The sequence below is a fragment of the Mycobacterium sp. NGS57 genome (assembly GCF_059812405.1).
The window spans coordinates 1-19,015 of the sequence record NZ_JCALCP010000023.1 but is presented as its reverse complement, the minus strand read 5'-3'; the positions used below and the strand labels follow the sequence as shown (position 1 = coordinate 19,015).

The 19,015-nt window shown below is 70.9% G+C and carries 12 protein-coding genes and 1 pseudogene; 4 read left to right on the top strand and 9 right to left on the bottom strand.

Features of this window, described 5'->3' with window-relative positions:
- A partial coding sequence (locus tag AC5Y43_RS24880) for an ATP-dependent DNA helicase (RefSeq protein ID WP_499977262.1) occupies positions 1 to 1,287 on the top strand: 1,287 nt, incomplete at its 5' end.
- A 300-nt stretch (positions 1,288 to 1,587) separates the two neighbouring features.
- On the opposite strand, the gene AC5Y43_RS24875 is transcribed toward AC5Y43_RS24880, so the two are convergent.
- Together AC5Y43_RS24875 and AC5Y43_RS24870 are read right to left on the bottom strand one after the other, a co-directional pair.
- Positions 1,588 to 3,048, bottom strand: coding sequence for an exonuclease domain-containing protein (locus AC5Y43_RS24875; RefSeq protein WP_499977265.1), 1,461 nt, complete (start codon positions 3,046 to 3,048; stop codon positions 1,588 to 1,590).
- Between the two features lie 159 nt (positions 3,049 to 3,207).
- A pseudogene (locus tag AC5Y43_RS24870) lies at positions 3,208 to 3,306 on the bottom strand (DUF2510 domain-containing protein); the annotation flags it as partial.
- A 1,352-nt stretch (positions 3,307 to 4,658) separates the two neighbouring features.
- Here AC5Y43_RS24870 and AC5Y43_RS24865 point away from each other — a divergent pair.
- Entirely contained in the window at positions 4,659 to 5,507 is an 849-nt protein-coding gene (locus AC5Y43_RS24865) for an alpha/beta fold hydrolase (protein ID WP_499977258.1), read from the top strand.
- Between the two features lie 30 nt (positions 5,508 to 5,537).
- On the opposite strand, the gene AC5Y43_RS24860 is transcribed toward AC5Y43_RS24865, so the two are convergent.
- A complete protein-coding gene (locus AC5Y43_RS24860; RefSeq protein ID WP_499977255.1) occupies positions 5,538 to 6,026 on the bottom strand; it encodes a glutathione peroxidase in 489 nt (162 codons plus the stop codon).
- Positions 6,027 to 6,670: 644 nt separating this feature from the next.
- Between AC5Y43_RS24860 and AC5Y43_RS24855 the strand changes: the two genes are divergently transcribed.
- Entirely contained in the window at positions 6,671 to 11,374 is a 4,704-nt protein-coding gene (locus tag AC5Y43_RS24855) for a PE family protein (protein WP_499977253.1), read from the top strand.
- Positions 11,375 to 11,464: 90 nt separating this feature from the next.
- Here AC5Y43_RS24855 and AC5Y43_RS24850 read toward each other — a convergent pair whose 3' ends face one another.
- From AC5Y43_RS24850 to AC5Y43_RS24840, 3 genes are all read right to left on the bottom strand, one after another.
- Entirely contained in the window at positions 11,465 to 12,172 is a 708-nt protein-coding gene (locus tag AC5Y43_RS24850; protein WP_499977251.1) for an ANTAR domain-containing response regulator, read from the bottom strand.
- A 75-nt stretch (positions 12,173 to 12,247) separates the two neighbouring features.
- On the bottom strand, positions 12,248 to 13,804 hold the full coding sequence (locus AC5Y43_RS24845; RefSeq protein ID WP_499977249.1) for a succinic semialdehyde dehydrogenase: 1,557 nt from the start codon (positions 13,802 to 13,804) through the stop codon (positions 12,248 to 12,250).
- A 66-nt stretch (positions 13,805 to 13,870) separates the two neighbouring features.
- Positions 13,871 to 14,593 carry a VldE C-terminal domain-containing protein gene (locus AC5Y43_RS24840; RefSeq protein ID WP_499977247.1) on the bottom strand — a complete coding sequence of 241 codons (723 nt, stop codon included), beginning with the start codon at positions 14,591 to 14,593 and terminating at the stop codon, positions 13,871 to 13,873.
- 204 nt (positions 14,594 to 14,797) lie between these two features.
- Here AC5Y43_RS24840 and AC5Y43_RS24835 point away from each other — a divergent pair, with 204 nt between their 5' ends.
- Positions 14,798 to 17,071, top strand: a complete 2,274-nt coding sequence (locus AC5Y43_RS24835) for an MMPL family transporter (RefSeq protein ID WP_499977244.1) — start codon at positions 14,798 to 14,800, stop codon at positions 17,069 to 17,071.
- Positions 17,072 to 17,080: 9 nt separating this feature from the next.
- Here the strand turns inward: AC5Y43_RS24835 and AC5Y43_RS24830 are convergent, their stop codons facing one another.
- From AC5Y43_RS24830 to AC5Y43_RS24820, 3 genes are all read right to left on the bottom strand, one after another.
- A complete protein-coding gene (locus tag AC5Y43_RS24830) occupies positions 17,081 to 17,416 on the bottom strand; it encodes a DUF732 domain-containing protein (RefSeq protein WP_499977241.1) in 336 nt (111 codons plus the stop codon).
- A gap of 8 nt (positions 17,417 to 17,424) precedes the next feature.
- A complete protein-coding gene (locus AC5Y43_RS24825; RefSeq protein ID WP_499977237.1) occupies positions 17,425 to 17,790 on the bottom strand; it encodes a DUF732 domain-containing protein in 366 nt (121 codons plus the stop codon).
- A gap of 105 nt (positions 17,791 to 17,895) precedes the next feature.
- Positions 17,896 to 19,015, bottom strand: a 1,120-nt coding sequence (locus AC5Y43_RS24820; RefSeq protein ID WP_499977235.1) for a hypothetical protein, incomplete at its 5' end; no start/stop codon positions are given.

The following is a 19,015-nucleotide window of genomic DNA, read 5'->3' as shown; positions in this document are numbered from 1 at the left end:
GCTAGGGCGCTGCGGCTTATCGAGTCCGGGCAGCTGCGCCTGCATCGCGGCACGGTGCTGGTCGTCGATGAAGCCTCCATGGTCGGCACCCCAGAGCTGCGTCGCCTGCTTGACGCCAGCACCGCCGCGCGCGCCAAGCTGATTCTGGTTGGCGACGCCTACCAGTTGGGGCCGGTCAAAGCCCGCGGCGGTATGTTCCAGCAACTTTGTGCCGACCTGCCCTGGTCTCAACACCTCACCGAGGTGTGGCGGCTGCGCGATCCGGCCGAACGCGACGCCTCGCTGGCGCTGCGCAACGGGCGCGGCAACCGGCTGCGCACTGCGATCGGCTGGTACCGCACCCATGACCGGCTGCACACCGGGGATCAAGTCGCCATGGCCGCCGACGCCACTACCGCCTACATCACCGCCCGCGGCCAGGGCAGCGACGCCGCAATCCTTTGCGACACGTGGGAACTCGCCGACGCCATTAACCAGCGCCTCCACGACCACTACGCGCACGCGGCGGCGCCGAGTGTGCGGGTGGCGCGCGATCAAGCGGTCCGGGCCGGCGATCTCATCTTGAGCCGCCGCAACGACGCCACCCTGACCGTTCAACCCGGCAGACAGCATCCCCGCGGCGAACAGGCCGACCAGGTCCGCAACGGCAACCGGTGGCGCGTCCTGGCCGTCGATGATCAACACCAGCGGGTCGCGGCCGAGCGGCTTACCGATTCGGCGCGCGTCATCTTCGAGGGCGACTATTTACGTGAGCACACCACCCTGGGCTACGCCAGCACCGTGCACGCGGCCCAGGGCATGACCATCGGAAACCATACCCAGCCCGGCATCTGCTGGACCATCGTGTCCGATCGCGCCACCCGCGCCATGGCCTACGTCGGCGTCACCCGCGCCCGCGACGAAAACCACCTCGCCATCTACCCGGCCGTCACCAACGAAGGCGACCACCATCACCGCGGCGGCACCGACACCGCCATACTCAAGCTCCACCGCGGCACCAAATACGTGGCCGCCCACCACCTCCGGACGATCCTGGCCAACGACAACCGCGCCCAAACGATGCACACCGTCGCCGCACGCGCCGACCCCAAGCTGCTGCCTACTATCGTTGCGGCCCTACTGGGCCGCAACGACCAACGCCGCGCCGAGCGCGCCCACGCCTGGCAGCAACACTGCGCACGAACCCTGAAGCGCGAAACCACATACCAGCAGCTCACCGCCACCACACAAGAGACTCAGCGTGCACGCAGTCGCAGTGTGGACCGAGGGTATGGACTCGAAATATGAGCATGAAGCACTAGGTGTTCACCGGCACGTCACCCCAGCGCCACGACAGCCCAGCAGCCCGTCCCGTAGCCCAACATCTCGCCTTCATCCAGCGCCGGGAAGATGCGCGTCTAAACCCGGCACCCAACTCGTCCACCCAAACTGGCCGTCCCCTGCCGAGCCCCGAATGATGCCGACGGCGGGGCGGCGGCTGTCCGCGAGGGGACAGCGTGCCAGCGCATTTCGCGCATGGGGCAGGCGATCGACAGTGCCGGAGCCCGAAGTTGGAGGGTTTGCGTTGCCGTGCAACTCGTAACTGCCTTAAGTCATGACTTCAGAGCGCTGCGCGGCGCAGGCCGGGCAGCGCTTGGGCTGGCGCCCACGCACGCGTGGGCGCTCCCAAGTGCGCAGACATTCTGTGCAAACGAGCGTTTGTATCGCTGGGGGCGTTGGTGCGACCAGACGGACTTGGCGTTGACGCTCAGTTTGTTTGACCGGCGCAGGGTGGAAATGTGCGGCGCCCCGGCAGGCAGTGCAGACCGGATTAGTCGAGCGGCGGGCTGCGACCCAGGAACCTCCGCATTCCGTGCACACCTGGCCGATGCCATTCGTCGACAAGCGGGTCACGGGCAGCGAAGTGGCGGTGATCAGAGCGCGGCGGTAATCATCAAGCGTCGCGACTGGGGTTCCGTAGCAGCGGGCCGTGGTGATTTTGCCGGATTGGGAGGCAACGTCGGCTGTGACGAGCAAGCTGCACGATTTGGTCACAGAGTCATTAGGGATGAGGCCGTATTGGCGGGCCTCGGGCTCAAGGATGGATTTGCGGTCGATCGGATTGCCGGCTTGATCGATTGCACTGCCGGTGAAACAGATGTGCATGCCAGGCTGCAGCGTGATCGTGTCTTGGGTAAGGCGGTAGGGATTGGTGCGCCGCGTGACCAGATCGCCGTCGAGGTCGAGCAGAGCCGCCAAACGGCAGAGCTGGTCGAGTTCGGCGTCGGTCACGATCGAGTCTTCCAGTGCAGCATCGATGAGCCCGTTGAGGAACTCGCGGTGCGCGCGTTCACGACGCCGATCATCGAGGCCGAGTTCCTCGGCGAGTTCAGTCAGTTCCCGCCGCTCGCCAGCAGTGAGCTTGAGGTCGGCGACGGCGCGGTCGAGGAGAGTTACGTAAGAGGCCACATCCGAGTGGCTACAAATTCCCCGAGCGAGATCGACAAGGTAGGGCACTTCTGCGACCACCTGAGCGAACCCATCGCGGGTCACGACGCGCCGCGGGGCGTCGTTGCGCAAAGGACGCGCAGTAACCGGATGGCAGCTGCGCGTGAAGGCATCGCATACCGCAAGGAGAAGTTGGCCGGTGGATCTGGCGTCAAAGAGCGCGCGGTGGGCGCTCTGCTGAGATATGCCGTATTCAGCGCATGCGACGCCGAGTTTGCAGCCGGTCGCCTGCAGCGTATCGAGTCCGTTGCCCCAGTCAACGTCGATGCCGGCGCGGACGAATTCTTGCTCGATCATCCGGGTGTCGAACCCCAGATTGTGGGCGACAACCACGGCGCCGTTGAGGCGGGCTGCGACGTGGCCGGCGATGTCATCGAAACTCGGCGCGTTAACCAGCATCGAGGCTGTGACACCGTGGATCCACACGGGTCCCGGGTCACGGTGCGGATTTACCAACGTGTCGAATTCATCAGTCACGCGTCCTGTGGCGTCCATGGTGACAATGGCAACCTCGACGATGCGGTCAGTGCGGTACAAACCCGTTGTCTCCACATCGATCACCGCAACGCGATCGACGCCGGCAAGGACGCGTTCAAGAGGGCCGCGACAGATGCCGTCAGTCCGCGACCTATCGTCTCGGGCCGGGAGACGTTCGATCGGCCCTATCATTTCGGCGACCTTGATAGGGGTTTGTGAGTCGTATTTGGGTTCCGGCCGACTTGTCGGCGGGTGGGTCCATCCGGTCCATTGAGCGCCATCCCACCACCGCAGCGAAGCCAGATGCCAAGGATCTGGGTACCAATTGGCCGGTGCAGTCATAGTCACCCCAGATCGGACGGCTCAGGTGGATATCCAGTCGTGTGACCCTACAAAGTCTGGGTGCAGTTCGCCTGAGATCAGCCAGATTCGCGAGGCTGCGTAAGAATGTTCGGCCACCATCCAGCAGTTGTTGAGTCCAAGCCCGACTACAACATTCCTGTCTCGACGCGGCGCGAAGGCGCTCCTCTTCGATCCATCGCCCCAGCACCGTCACCAGATCCCACGTCTACTGGCCGATGAGTACCTCCACAGCTACGCCCCCACGCTAGCCGGCGGACGAGCAGAACTGCTGTTCCAGATCATCACCAGACGCGAGGGCCGAGCCAGCATTGGACGAGCATCCTTCGCCACACCCTAATCGTGTTCACGGCTGGTGCGGTGGTTGTCAAGGCCGTGCCGCTGGGGAGCCGAGCCGTGACAGCCACCGCATCACCGCGCAAATCGTCCTGTGTCGGCGAGGGGGAGGGGTGCCAAGTCATGTGATCGATTATCGGGGCGGTCCGGGGCGGTCCGGGGCGGTCCGGGGCGAGACGGGGTGTGGCGCGGTTGGTGAGTGGTCACCGCTGACGTGGGGAGGCGCGACTTCTTAACGCGCCGTTGGTGTTTGACCGCGTTGCGGGGGTGCTGTTAGGTGGTGTGGGTTTGGCCGCCGTTGGGGAAGAGGAGTTCGGGGCGGGCGATGCGGCCGATTTTGCGTTGTAGGCGGCGCAGCAGGCTGAGCCCGTCGATGTCGGAAAATTCGGTCACGATCGCAAAGTCCAGGCCCGCCCCGACGATGTTGCTGGCCTAGGAACACTCAATTAGATATAGCACCCTACATCTACTTGGCGTGTGGTCTGGTGGCGCTGGTCTGCGGATGGTTCAGCCACGCCGGCGCAGCCTCGTGGGTATCAATGGCAGCCGGCGCCACGTTGGCGCTCAGCGGCGCTTACCTGACACTGCGCAACCGATCGTCGCGCGGCTAGCAGGCTACGGCGCGCAGGCGAACCAGCAAATTGCGCAGACCAGCCGGCTCGGTCCGAGACAATTTTGGCTGGTCAGATGACCTCGAGACTTATTGCCGGACAATCAAATTCACCCGATGCCCGACTGGGTGGTCAAACAGCAACCTCTCTGTTGGTGACCTTCGTGCCTGGTGACGTTGCCCGATTCGTCGATGATGAGCGTAAACCCCTGCAAAATCCCTCATATCCGGATTCGCAAAAATTGCTCGAGCACCAGCATCCTTGGCCATGCCGAATTCCCATGGGCGGATTCGGCATTCGAATTCATCGGCCGCCGACGAGTTCGGGCGGCCCGCCAGGTCTAGCTTTCAGGACGTCCGTGCGCGGCGCGCCGGAAAGGAGACGCTTGTGCGACCCAGTGAGCGCATGTTCACGATCAACGGAGCGGCGAGCTGCGTGGAGGTGCGAGGCGGCGCCGACGACCCGACCGTGTTGCTCGTCGGGTCGTCGATGTCGAGCTGGCCCGACGAGCTGTGCGAGCGGCTGGTGGCCGGCGGGCGGAGGGTGATCCGATACGACGCGCGTGACACCGGCCGCTCGGCGTCGTATCCGCCGGGCAGGCCCGGCTACTCGCTGGCCGACCTCGTCGGCGACGCGGTCGGCGTGCTCGACGCGACCGCCACCGAACGCGCCCACATCGTCGGATTGTCGAGCGGCGGCTGGATCGCACAGCTGCTGGCCCTCGACCACCCCGAGCGGGTCGCGACGCTCACGCTCATCGCCAGCCGGCCGAACACCCCCGGCCCGGTCGACGAGGATCTGCCCGGGCACGACGAGGCGCTCATGGAGGTGATCATGCAAACCCCGGAGCCGGACTGGTCGGACTCGCGAGCCGTCGTCGAACATCTAGTGCTGCAGGCGAGGACGCTCGCCGGGGCGGGCGCGTTCGACGAGACCTCCGCTCGCGCTCACGCCGAGGCCGAGGTCGCCAGGACCACCGACGTCAAGTGCGCGACGACCAACATCGCGTTCGCCGACCACGGGCCGCGCTGGCGCGAGCGGCTCGGCGAGATCAGCGCGCCGACGCTGGTGCTGCACGGCGAGGACGACCCGTTCTTCCCCATCGGCAACGGCGATGCCCTCGCCGCCGAGATCCCGAACGCGCGTCTCGTCCGACTCGGCGGCGTCGGACATGGGCTTCCGCCTCACGCCGTCCCTGCCGTCGCGGACAAGCTCCTCGCACACACGGCGCAATAGACCGCGCGACGGGTCGAACTCGAGCGGCTCCTATCGGGGCAGCACGGCCTCGATGGCGCTGACGACCTCCGGGGCGTCGGGCTCGGTGCGGGGCCGGAACCGGTTGATCACCTCACCGCCGGGCGCGAGGAGAAACTTCTCGAAGTTCCATTGGATGTCGCCCGCCGCGCCGTCGGAGTCGGCGGCCTTGGTCAATTCGGCGTACAGCGGGTGGCGGTCGGCGCCGTTGACGTCGGTCTTCGCCAGCAGCGGGAACGTGACCCCATAGGTCGTCGAGCAGAATTCCTGGATCTCCTCGGCGCTGCCCGGCTCCTGGCCCATGAACTGGTTGCACGGGACGCCGACGACGGTCAGGCCGCGGTCGCGATAGTCCTTGGCCAGCTTCTCCAACGCCGTGTATTGCGGGGTCAGTCCGCACTTGGAGGCGACATTGACGACGAGCGTTGCGCCGCCGGACAATTCGGCCAGCGTGGTCGGCTTACCATCGAGCGTGGTCAGGGCGATGTCGTTGAGGGTCACACCGCCGACGCTAACACTGCGTCCTCGCGAGAGTGCAATGGCCGACGCATCGCCCGAGTGCGGGCGTCGGTAGTTGCACTTTCGCGGGATCTGTCAGCCTTAATGGCGCATCGCGGATACCACGCCCGGGCCGGCAATCGGAATTTAACCGGCCCCCGATTAGCCAAGCTCGTCACGACCGCAAGATCGCGACGCTTAAATGCCCAGCAACAATCGCCATTTCCCCAGCACAAAGACCCCGCGCAACACCGACCTGAAACGCTATCCAGCGATACTACCCGCGAGTCAGTTCGGCTTGAGAGCCGTTGTCGGAACGGCAAATTCACCGCAGAACGGCGCGTCCCAGCAGTCGCAAGTGCAAGCCCTGCACACCCAACTTTTGTGATGCCGAAAGTATCGTATACGGGCCGCTAACCGATTTTAGGTTCGGGAAACCTCAATACCCGAACCGGTACGGACCTTTGAATTTAAACTAACGCCAATTCCCCCGCGCGCCAACGCGCGTAACTCTGGTAATGCCACCCGGTTCGTGATATTGATGATGCGCGTCAAATCTCCACATATTTGCTATCTCCATATATCCAATGGTCGATGGCGGGGCGGCCGTGTCCGATGGTCAATGACGATCGCATGGGAGGCCCGCAATGTCGTATGTGATAGCGGTTCCGGAGATGTTGACGGCGGCCGCGGCCGATGTGGCGGGTATCAGCCAGCAGTTGAGCGCGGCTCGGCTGGTCGCGGCGGCGCCGACCACCGGCGTAATCGCCGCCGCCGCCGACGAGATATCGGCGGCGATCGCGGCGCTGTTCTCCGGGCAGGGTCAGCAGTTCCAGACGCTCAGCGCGCAGGCGGCGGCGTTCCAATCCCAGTTCGTCCGGATGCTCACCGGCGCGGGGGGCGCCTATGCGAGCGCCGAGGCGACCACCACGTCGTCGTTGGCGACCATGCAGACCACCGTGCAGAACGCCGTTCTGGACGCGATCAACACGCCCACCGAGGTACTGGTGGGCCGCCCGATGATCGGCAACGGCGCCAACGGGACGGCGGCCAACCCCAACGGCGGCGACGGCGGGATCATGTACGGCAACGGCGGCAACGGCTATTCGCAGCCGGCGGGCTCCGGGCTGCCCGGCGGTAACGGCGGCAACGCCGGCATGCACGGCAACGGCGGCAATGGCGGCAACGGCGGATCCGGCGCGCCGGGCCACGCGGGCCTGGCGGGCGCGGCCGGCACCAACGGCGGCAACGGCGGCGCCGGGGGCATCGGCGGCATGGGCGGCACGCTGAGCGGCCACGGCGGAGCCGGCGGCCTCGGCGGGACGGGCGGCGCCGGCGGAGCGGGCGGCAATGGCGTGGCCGGCGCGGCCGGCGTGGCCGGTGTGAACGGCGGCGCCGGTGTTGCCGGCGGTAACGGCGGCGACGGTGGCACCGGCGGCGATGGCGGGCCCGGCGGGGCCGGCGGCGCGGCGCCGGCCGGCACCGCGGGGACCAATGGCAACGGCGGCGCCGGCGGAATCGGCGGCAGGGCCGGTGCGCCCGGCAACGGCGGCTTCGGCGCGGCCGGCAATGCCGCCAATCCCGACGGCGGGGCGGGCGGCGCCGGGGGCAATCCCGGGGTCGCCGGCGTTGGTGGCAACGGCGGCGCGGCCGGCACCGGCGGCATCGGCGGCGTCGCGGGGGCGCACGGCCACGACGGCACCGCGGTCGTCACCGGCGGCAATGGCGGCCACGGCGGGGCCGGCTACAACGCCACCGCCATCGGCGCGGTGGGCGGCACCGGCGGGGCCGGCGGCAACGGCGGCGACTACGGCAATGGCGGGGCCGGCGGCAACGGCGGCAACGGTGCGCGGGGCGCGACTGGTGCCAGTGCCACCACCGCCGGGGGCGACGGCGCGAACGGCGGGGCCGGCGGGGCCGGCGGCGACGGCGGGGACGGCGGCGCGGGCGGCTCGATGGCCGGCAACGGCGGGGCGGGCGGCAAGGGCGGCGCCGGCGCCGTCGGCGGCAACGGCGGCCTGGCCAGGGCCGGAGCGATCGGCGTGGCCGGGGTGAACAGCGGCGCCGGCGGCACGGGCGGCAGCGGCGGGGACGGCGGCGTCGGCGGCGCCGGCGGTGCCGGCGGGAACGGTGGCGCTTCCGCGCACGGCACCGCGGGCGTAAACGGCAGCGGCGGCGCCGGCGGTAACGGCGGCAACGCCGGGGCGCCCGCCAACGGCGGGGCCGGGGCGGCCGGGAATGCCGCCAACCCCGACGGTGGCGCCGGCGGCGCCGGTGGCAACCCCGGGGTCGCGGGTGCCGGTGGCACCGGCGGCGCGGCGGGCACCGGCGGCACCGGTGGCGTCGCGGGCGCGAGCGGCCACGGCGGCACCGCGGTCGTCGCCGGCGGTAACGGCGGCAACGGCGGCAACGGCTACACCTCCTTTACGGCCGGCGCCAACGGCGGCCACGGCGGGGCCGGCGGCGCGGGCGGCGCCTACGGCAACGGCGGCAACGGTGGCAGCGGCGGCAACGGCGCGCACGGCACGACCGGCGCAAGCGCCTTCACGGCGGGCTCTGACGGCGTGGACGGCGGGGCCGGCGGAGCCGGCGGCGACGGTGGGGCCGGCGGCGCGGGTGGCTCGATGGCCGGCAATGGCGGGGCCGGCGGCAAGGGCGGCGCGGGCGCCGCCGGGGGCAACGGCGGTGCCGGCCGGCTCGGTGCGACCGGCGTGGCCGGAGTGAACAGCGGCGCCGGTGGCACCGGCGGCAGCGGCGGCGACGGCGGGGTCGGTGGCGCCGGCGGAACGGGCGGGGCCGGCGGCGCGTCCACGCACGGCAGCGCGGGCGCAAACGGTAGCGGCGGAGCCGGCGGCAACGGCGGCAACGCCGGGGCGCCCGCCAACGGCGGGAACGGTGCGGCCGGGACCCTCGCCCACCCGGACGGCGGGGCCGGCGGTAGCGGTGGCAACCCGGGCGTCGCGGGCACCGGCGGCACCGGCGGCGCGGCCGGCATCGGCGGAATCGGCGGCGTCGCGGGCGCGGGCGGGCATGACGGCACGGCCGTCGTCACCGGCGGCAACGGCGGCAATGGCGGGGCCGGCTACAACGCCTTCACCGCAGGCACCAGCGGCGGCGACGGCGGGGCCGGCGGCGCGGGCGGCGCCTACGGCAACGGCGGCAATGGCGGCAACGGCGGCTACGGCGCGCACGGCACCACCGGCACCAATGGCTTTGGCGCGGGCGCAAACGGCGTCAACGGCGGGGCCGGCGGGGATGGCGGTAGCGGCGGGGCGGGCGGCGCGGGCGGCTCGATGGCCGGCAATGGCGGGGCCGGCGGCAAGGGCGGTGCCGGCGCCGTCGGCGGCAACGGCGGGGCCGGGGCGACTGGTGCAACCGGCGTGGCCGGGGTGAACAGCGGCGCCGGCGGCACGGGCGGCAGCGGCGGGGCCGGCGGCGCGGGCGGCAATGGCGGGGCCGGCGGTGCCGGCGGGTCGTCCGCGCACGGCACCGCGGGCACCGACGGCAGCGGCGGCGCCGGTGCTAACGGCGGCAACGCCGGCGCGGCCGCCAACGGCGGGGCCGGGGCGGCCGGAACCGCCGCCCACCCCGACGGCGGCGCCGGCGGTGACGGCGGCGATCCGGGCGTGGCCGGCACGGGCGGGACCGGCGGCGCGGCCGGCGGGGTAGGCGGCGTCGCGGGGGCGAGCGGGCACGACGGCACGTCGATCGTCACCGGCGGTAACGGCGGCAAGGGCGGCACCGGCTACAACGCGACCGTGGCCGGCAGCAACGGCGGCAACGGTGGGGCCGGCGGCAACGGCGGCGAGTACGGCAACGGCGGGGCCGGCGGCGCGGGCGGCAACGGTGCGCACGGCGCCACCGGCGCCAACGGCTTTGGCGCGGGCGCGAACGGCACCAACGGCGGGGCCGGCGGTAACGGCGGCAACGGCGGAGCCGGTGGTTCGGGCGGCTCGATATCCGGCAACGGCGGCAATGGCGGCGTCGGCGGCGCGGGCGGCATCGCGGGCAACGGCGGCAACGGCGCAGCCGGGACGGCCGCCGTGACCAGCGGCTCCGGCGCCGACGGCGGGACCGGCGGCGACGGTGGGGCCGGCGGCAATGGCGGGGCGGCTCCGCACGGCACCGTGGGAAGCAACGGCAGCGGTGGCGCCGGCGGCTTCGGCGGCGCCGGCGGCACCGGTGGCACCGGTATAGCCGACAACGGCACCAACAACGCCGGCGTCGGGGGCAGCGGCGGCAACGGCGGCACGGGTGGTTCCGGGGGCGCCCCCGGGACCGGCGGCACCGGCGGCACCGTCGGCGCCGCGGGCAGCGGCGGTGTGGGCGGCTTCGGCGGCGTGGGCGGGGCGTCCGCCACGGCCGGTGACACCGCCGGCACGGGTGGCGCGGGCGGGCATGGTGGCACCGGCGGCGCCGGGGCCACGGGCGCCGGCGGCGGCCACGGCGGCCAGGGCGGCTGGGGCGGTGCCGGCGGCAACGGGTCGGCCTCCGCCGGTGCGTTCAACGGCAATGGCGGGGCCGGTGGCGACGGCGGGACCGGTGGCGCCGGTGGCACGGGATACGCCGACGACGGCACCAACAACGCGGGCACCGGTGGCACCGGCGGCACCGGTGGTGCCGGCGGCGTCGGCGGCGTGTCCGGCTACGGCGGCATCGGCGGCGCCGCGGGCGCGGCGGGCACCGGCGGCACGGGCGGCGCCGGCGGTCAGGGCGGCGCCACCACCACCGTCGGTGACACCGCCGGTGCGGGCGGCGCCGGCGGCACGGGCGGCGTCGGCGCCACCGGTGGCCTGGGCGGCGGTCCCGGCACCGGGACGCCCGGCGGCCCGGGCTTCACCGGCGGCGGCGGGGGTATGGGCGGTCAAGGCGGTCAGGGCGGCTCCGCGGTCGCCGGAGCAACCAACGGCAGCGGTGGCGACGGCGGCGTCGGCGGAGCCGGCGGCGGCGGCGGCATGGGCTATGCCGACGACGGCACCAACGACGCCGGCAGCGGCGGGGGCGGTGGCACGGGCGGCACCGGCGGCACCGGCGGCACGGTCGGCACGGGCGGCATCGCCGGTAGCGGAACCGCCGGAAGCGGCGGCACCGGCGGCAGCGGCGGCCTGGGCGGCTTCGGCGGGCCCACCATCACGCCCGGCGACACCGCCGGCTCCGGCGGCACCGGCGGCCAGGGTGGCACCGGTGGCGACGGCGGAACCGGCCCCACCGGCGGGGCCGGCGGCACCGGCGATACCGGCACCAACGGCGGCCCCGGCGCCGCGCCCACGACGACGATCTTCGGTGTGTCCATCGGCGGCGCCGGCGGTACCGGCGGCACCGGCGGGACCGGCGGGGTGGGCGGTCCCTAGGCCGGCCACCTGCCCGCGAGGCTGTAGTTACCGACGCATCGGCCGAGAAGTTGCAGTTTCGCGGGTCCAACAGTCGCGGCGCGATGCCGCTCAGCTCGAGCCCGGCGGATGATCCAGCGCGACAACCTTGCGCGCGATCTGCTCGACCCGGGTGTTGGTGTCCTGCGAGACCTTCGCCAACAGCTTGAACGCGGCCTCGGCATCGATGTCGAATCGCTCCATCAGCATGCCCTTGGCCTGGCCGATCGTGTCGCGGCTTTCGACAGCGCAGCGCAGCTGTTCGATTTCGGCGAGCAATGCCTGCTGGCGGGCGAAGTGGCGGGAGTTTTCCGCGGCGCTGATACCCGCGAAGGTGTGCAGCAGTTCGGCCACTGTCCACGATTCGCTTTCGTCGACGGCGCGGGCCATCTCGGCGAGCGCCCGGTTGCTTTCCGAGACTTCCTCGACGCAGTGCATCACCCCCACCAACTCGCCGTGGTCGAGCAACGGGGTATTCGCCGGGCTCCACACCTTCGGCAGGAAGTGCTCCGGGGCGGCGGGGTCGCGGATGTCGTAGCGCTGTATCCGCATGTTGTGGGTGCGGCCGCTGCGCATCGCGGTCTCCAACGACGCCCCCAGATTCGACGTGCCGCTGGCCTGCGCGTCGTCGGGATTGTCGGGGAACGCGTCGAACAGGTACTGGCCGGGCAACTCGCCGTGTTCGTGCAGCGTGACCTGCTCATAGGCCCTGCTGGCCGCGCGAATCCGCAGATCCCGGTCCAGCAGCAGAAAGCACTCGCCCAAGGAGCTGCGAGCCATCTCCCGGGCTATCGCATCGAAACGTCGTTGAGAATGCACCGACATGTCCCATACCCGGCCGCGCAAGCGCCCAATCTACTTGCGGCCGGGCAGCTTCATCACCGTGCGCACGATGGGCAGCAGCGACTTTTGCCAAAGCGTCGCTGGAATGCCGAACGGCGCATCGAGATTGAACACGCGCGCGGTCGCGACCGTCTGGGGTTCGGTGTACTTCAGCAGGCCCTCGGGGCCGTGCCTGCGCCCGAGGCCCGAGATCCCCATCCCGCCCATCGGCGCGCTGAGGCTGCCCCACGCGAACGCGTAGCCCTCGTTGACGTTCACCGTTCCTGACCGCAACCGGGCCGCGATTTGTTGGCCCTCCGCGGTGGATCCGGCCCAGACGCTGGCGTTGAGCCCGTACTCGGTGTCGTTGGCCTTCTCGACGGCTTCGTCCGTGTCGGCGACGGGGTAGATCGAGACGAGCGGCCCGAACGTCTCGTTGGCCGCACACTCCATCTCGGGTGTGACGTCGGTCAGCACGGTCGGCTCGTAAAACAGGGGGCCGATCGCGGGTCGCGGCTTGCCGCCTGCAATCACCTTGGCGCCCTTGGCTTTCGCGTCTTCGACGTGGTCGGTGACGGTGTCCAGCTGACCCGCGGAGATCAGGCTGCCCATGTCGACCGAGAAGTCGTATGCGGTGCCGAGCTTCATGTTGCGCACGGCGTCGCCGAACTTGCGGGTGAAGTCGTCGGCGATGTCCTTTTCGACGTAGATCCGCTCGATCGAGATGCACAGCTGGCCGGCGTTCGAGAAGCACGCGCGGGTGGCGGCTTTGGCGGTCTTGTCGAGGTTGGCGCCCCGCGTGACGATCATCGCGTTCTTGCCGCCGAGCTCGGCCGAGAACCCGATCAGCCGGCGGCCGCAATGTTCGGCGAGGCGGCTGCCGGTGGCCGAGGAGCCGGTGAACATCAGGTAGTCGCAGTTGTCGGTGATCGCGGTGCCCACGACGTTGCCCGGGCCCGGCACCACGGCGTACAGCGCCCGCGGCAGGCCGGCGTCGTACAACAGCTCGGCGCAGGCGAGCGCGCAATACGGCGTCTGGCTGTCCGGCTTGAGCACCACCGCGTTGCCCGCGATCAGCGCGGGCACCGCGTCCGACGCGGTGAGCGTCATGGGGTAGTTCCACGGCGAGATCACGCCGACCACGCCCTTGGGCTGGTAGCCGACGGTGGTTTTGCCGATTGCGGGCAACAGCGCCTGCACCCTTCGCGGCTTCAGCAGGCCCGCGCTCACGCGCACGTAGTAGTTGGCGTTCGCCATCAAATCGACGATCTCCTCCTGCGCGGCCCACCGGGCCTTGCCCGCCTCGGCCTGCAGGAGGTCCATCAGGAACTCGCGGTTCGCCACGACCAGGTCGCGGTAGCGGCGGATGACGTCGACGCGCTCGCTCACCGGGCGCCGGGCCCAGTCACGTTGCGCCGCGCGGGCTTCGGTGAACGCGGCTTCGACGTCTTCGGCCGTGCCGACCGGGATCGTGGTCAACGGCCTGCCGGTGAACACCTCGTCGATGGTCCGGGTGGGCCGTTCGGCGCCGTCCTTGATCGCGGCGAGCCGACGCAACCGGTCGAAGACCTCGGCTGACGGTGCGGGCATCTCATTACCTCCCCCTGAGCGCGGGCATCCGGACACCAGCCTAGGCGTCGCCGAGGGGTCAGGCGATCATTGCGCCGGGGTCATGGATGCGATGTAGTACGTCTCGTGACCGCTGGGGTACCCGCCGCCGTTGGTGGCGATGTGGACGTGGTCGTAGTGGTTGAGGGTCTCGTTGCCGTAGTCGGCCGTCCAGCTCGGCGTGCCGACGCCGGGATAGATCTTCTGCCGCCAGATCACGTGGTTGATCCCCCAGCGCCTGGCGTTCGCCAGGGCGTAGCCGGCGATGGCGTTGCCCAGCGCGATGCCCTCGGGCGAGGCATGATTCGGGATCATCACGTCGATCGCCAGCCCGTTGGGGTGCCACGGCAGCGCGTCCTCGCGATACCCCCCGATGGTCTTGATCTCCGGGAAGAGCACGCTGATCGCGCGGGCCGCCCAGATCGTCTTGACCTGCAACCGCTGCTCCGGCGCGACGCCGGGCGGCAACGGAATCTGGAATTGCTGGGCCGCCGCGGGCGCGCCCGCCGCCAGCTGTTCCACCTCCGCGGGACTGGCGATCTGCGGCCCCGGCCCGACCGGTTGCGGCGCGCCCGCCGGGGCGGGCGCCCGCGCCTGAGCCGGGGGCGAGGCCGCGGCCGCCACCGGTGTTTCGGTGCAGCAGGCGGCCTTTGAGCCTTGGGCGTGCGGGGGTCGGGTGCCCTGGGCATAGAGCAGGCCGGCCGACACCACCAGCGAGGCGGCCAATGCCAACCAGCGGCTCCGGCCGATGGCTAACACCCCTTTAACCACCACAGCAGCTTAGCGCCGCGACGGGCGTCCGCGGCAACCTTTTTGATTCTTCGGGTCAGATCGTTTCGGCGAGAGCCGATTCCGCGCGACTCGAGCGTCCCGCCAGAATTCCGCAACCGAAAGCTGTTTGCTATGTTGACGGCCCCGGTCCGCTGCAGGCGATAGGAAACCACGTGAGTACCGATACTGCGGCTACTTGCTGACGTGCTGTACCGCATCGCTCGTCTCGCCATCGCCGCGCCCCGCCGCGTCATCGCCGTGGCGGTGCTGGTCATGATCGGCACCGCGATCTTCGGTCTCCCGGTGGACAAGGCCCTGTCACCGGGCGGTTGGTTCGACCCCGGCTCCGAATCGTCGCGGGCGGCGGAGTTGTTGTCCCACAAGCTCGGTCAGGGCGACATGAGCCTGTTGATCACCGTCACCTCCGACGGGGGAGCGCAGGGACCGCGGGCACGCGCGGCGGGTACCGAAATCGTTGCGCGGCTGCGTAATTCGCCCGACATCCACGAGGTGCGATCGGCATGGACCGTCCCGCCGGCGGCGGCGGGCTCGTTCGTCAGCACCGACGGCAGAACGGGGCTGATCGTGGCCGCCGTCTCCGGCGGCGAGCGCGGTGCGCCGGAAAGCGCGGGGCGCCTGTCCGACGAACTGGCCCGCCGCGCCCACCGCGGCGACCAAGGCGTCACCGTGCGCGTCGGCGGCGAAGCCGCGGTCAACTGGCAGGTGAACGAGCAAACGCGAAAAGACCTGTTGCTCATGGAGGCGCTGGCGCTGCCGCTGAGCTTTCTGGTGCTGGTCTGGATCTTCGGCGGGTTGCTGGCCGCGGCGCTGCCGGTGGCCGTCGGCGGATTCGCGATCCTCGGTGCCATGGCGTCGCTGCGCGCGGTCGCCGTCTGCACCGAGGTGTCGATTTTCGCGCTGAACCTGACCGTCGCGATGGGCGCGGCGCTGGCGATCGACTACACGCTGTTGATCCTCAGCCGATTCCGGGATGAGTTGGCGGAGGGCCAGACTCGTGAGGCGGCCCTGATCCGCACGATGACCACTGCGGGCCGCACGGTGTTGTTCTCGGCGCTGACGGTCGCGCTGTCGATGGCCACGCTGGTGCTGTTCCCGCAATACTTCCTGAAATCGTTCGCGTATGCGGGCGTGGCGGTGATCGCGTTCGCGGTGGCCGCCGCGATCGTGGTGACGCCGGCGGCGATCGTGCTGCTGGGCGGCCGCCTCGATGCGCTGGACGTGCGCCGGCTGATCCGGCGGGCGTTGCGGCGGCCGGAGCCGCGGTCCGCGCCGGTCGAGGAATGGGTCTGGTACCGGTGGACGAAGGCGGTCACCCGCAACGCGGCGCCGATCGTCCTGGGCGTCGTCGCGCTCCTGGTCCTGCTCGGCTCGCCCTTCCACGACGTGCGGTGGGGGGTCGCCGACGACCGGGTGCTGCCCATGACCGCGTCGGGGCGCCAGGTCGGCGACCAGCTGCGCACCGGCTTCCCGGGCAGCGGCGTCCCCGACGTCACCGTCGTGCTGCCGGACGCGACCGGCCTGGGGCCGGCCGACCTGAACGCCTACGCAGCCGCGATCTCGCGGGCGCCGGACGTGTCGTCGGTGTCCGCCCCGGGCGGCACGTTCGTCGCCGGACGGCCGGCCGGGCCGCCGTCGGCGCCCACCGCGCTCAGGGACGGCAGCGCCTTCCTCACGGTGACCAGTACCGCGCCGCTGTACTCCGCCGCCTCGGAGGCACAGCTCGACCGGCTGCACGCCGTCGCGGCTCCGGGAGGCAGGCCGGTGCAGTTGGCGGGCGCGGCGCAGGGCAACCGCGACACCGTGCACGCCATCACCTCGCGACTGCCGCTGGTGCTGGCGGTCATCGCGGTGATCACCCTGGTGCTGGTCTTTCTGCTGACCGGCAGCGTGGTGCTGCCGATCGAGGCGGTGCTGACCAACACCCTGTCGCTGGCCGCGGCGTTCGGCGCGGTGGTATGGGTGTTCCAGGAGGGGCACCTGGGCGGGCTCGGCACCGCGACGACCGGCAACATCGGGGTGGACCTGCCAGTGTTGTTGTTCTGCATCGCTTTTGGGCTGTCGATGGACTACGAGGTATTCCTGATCGCGCGGATCCGGGAGTACTGGCTGGCATCCCACCGCGGGTGGGGCGCCAACGACACGAGCATCGCGCTGGGGGTGGCCCACACCGGGCGGGTGATCACGGCGGCGGCGCTGATCATGGGGATCTCGTTCGCGGCGCTGATGGCCGCGCGGGTGTCGTTGATGCGGCTGTTCGGTTTCGGCCTGACGGTGGCGGTGCTGGTCGACGCCACCCTGGTGCGGATGCTGCTGGTGCCGGCGGTCATGCGCCTGCTGGGCCGGGCCAACTGGTGGGCGCCGGCCCCGCTGGCGCGCCTGCACGACCGGTTGCAGCCGAACGACCCCGCCGCGTGGCGGGCGCTCGGCCGCCGGGTGCTGTTCGGTGTGCCGCGGTGACCCGCGGCGCTACGGCGTTTGCCCGGTGACGGTCCGGTACTGCGGGCAGTAGGCCGACGCCGAGGCCCCGAGGAAGAAGCCGGCCTGCTTCGCCGTCAGGTTCGCGTCGCGCATCAGCGTCATCGCCAGCACGGGACGCGTCGTGCCCTGGTCGAGCTGGGTGCACATGCTGCGGCCCAGCTGGATCGTGGCGACGGGGTCGGGCACCGGGATGTTCTGGCCCGCAAGGGCCGCGACGAACGCGTCGTCGCTGGCATCCGCCGCCGCCGGCGCCGCGCACACGGCCGCGCACAGCAGGGCCGCGAGGACCGCCGGCCAGGCCCGAAAGGCATTGTTGGCGTGCATCGGGGCGCTCACATCATCGGGGGGAACGGCACCAGCCAGTTCAGCGAATCGTCGGTATTGCCTTTGTATTGCGGGCAATAGGCCGCCACCGAAACGCCGACGAAGTAGCCGGCCTGTCTGGGCGACAGGTCGGTGTCCTTCACGATCCGCATCGCCAGCGCGGTCGACGGCTGACCGTTGTCCAGGCCGGTGCACACCGTGCGGGCCATCGACAGCGCGGTGTCGGGGTCGGACATGGTGATCCCGTTCTTGGCGAGCGCGCCGAGGAATGCGTCGTCGGTCGGGTCCGCGGACGCCGGTGCCGCGCCCAGCAACGCGACGGCCAGAGCGACCGCGCAGCACGCCGGCCGCTTCGCGGCACCTACGTTCGTCATGCGACCCCCTGTGCGGGTGAGTCGGCGTCACGTCAAGAGTGACTTAGTTGAACGGTAGCTGAAATCTCGGCCTTCTACCCGCACCGGCGGCCCGGCCGCCGCAAGTCAGTGCGGCCGGCCCGCGTAGACGGGCGGGTCCTTGGTGAGGTCGACGAGGCTGTCGACGCGCATGGTGTTGCGCATCGTGGTCGGTTGGGAATTGACCTGCACCTGCGCGGAGTAGTTGATGGTTCCGGTGACGCGGACGATCAGGGCGTTGGGGTCCAGGGCGTAGTTCATGTCCTGGGTGCTTTCGATGTTGTCGATCTTCATCGTGTCGTAGTTGATTCCGTGCCCGCCGGTGAACTGGCACCCGCCCGGCGGGCAGCACCCGGCCGGCGGGGCCACCCCGGTGAAGCAGGAGTGAATCCGGGTGTCGACGGCGGCCAGCGACGCCTGGCGCCCGGCGTCATTGAGCGCGACGGCCGGCTGGATGCTGGGCCGGTTGTTGGTGTCGGTGAGGGCCTCGAGCAGCAACGGCCTCGTCGCTGCGGTGATGTCGAGGTAGCGATTGGTCGACGAGACCTGCGGGGTGCCGGGGAACACCGACACCGGGTCCGCGCCGTTGGTCGCGGCGCCGTCGATCGCCAGGGTCTTCATCGCTTCGTCGGCGTTGGGAGGTTTGTCGATCGTCACCGCGATCGTGGTGACGTCGAGCTTCCACTGGCCGTCCTGTTTGTGCGCCCAGATCACGGCTTTCGACGGCGTGGCACCGAAGTTCGCCGACATCACCAGGCGCTGGCCGCCGGCCGCGGTGCCCTCGTCCTGGGTGACGTCGTTGGTGACGACGATGTCGGTGATCGGCGTGGTGGCCAGCTGCGCCCGCAACACCTTGTCGGTGAGCAGTTGCGGAGTCGGCGGCTGCTGCGCGCCCAGCGCCAGCGCCGCGCGGGAGTCTCCCACGGCCAGCGCCTCCAGGTAGTGCTGCCCGGCCAGCCGAGCGGCCTCCCGATCCTGCGCCGCGTGTTTGGACGCGTCGCCGCCCATGATCTTGTTCGCCGCGAAGGTTCCCACGGCCGCCAGCACGGCGAGCGCGGCCAGCACCGAAAGCACCGACACCACAACGCGTTTGCGACCGCGCCGCGGCTGCCGCACCTGACCCGAAGGCGGGATCGGATGCCCGGCCGGCGCCGGCACGGGTGGTGGCTGGCTGAAAATCGGTGTGGTGGTGCGCAGTTGGTGGGCC

Coding starts and splice junctions, on each gene's coding strand:
- AC5Y43_RS24855 (WP_499977253.1), top strand. CDS start 6,671: ATGTCGTATGTGATAGCGGTTCCGGAGATGTTGACGGCGGCCGCGGCC.
- AC5Y43_RS24850 (WP_499977251.1), bottom strand. CDS start 12,172: ATGGCTCGCAGCTCCTTGGGCGAGTGCTTTCTGCTGCTGGACCGGGAT.
- AC5Y43_RS24845 (WP_499977249.1), bottom strand. CDS start 13,804: ATGCCCGCACCGTCAGCCGAGGTCTTCGACCGGTTGCGTCGGCTCGCC.
- AC5Y43_RS24830 (WP_499977241.1), bottom strand. CDS start 17,416: ATGCACGCCAACAATGCCTTTCGGGCCTGGCCGGCGGTCCTCGCGGCC.
- AC5Y43_RS24825 (WP_499977237.1), bottom strand. CDS start 17,790: ATGACGAACGTAGGTGCCGCGAAGCGGCCGGCGTGCTGCGCGGTCGCT.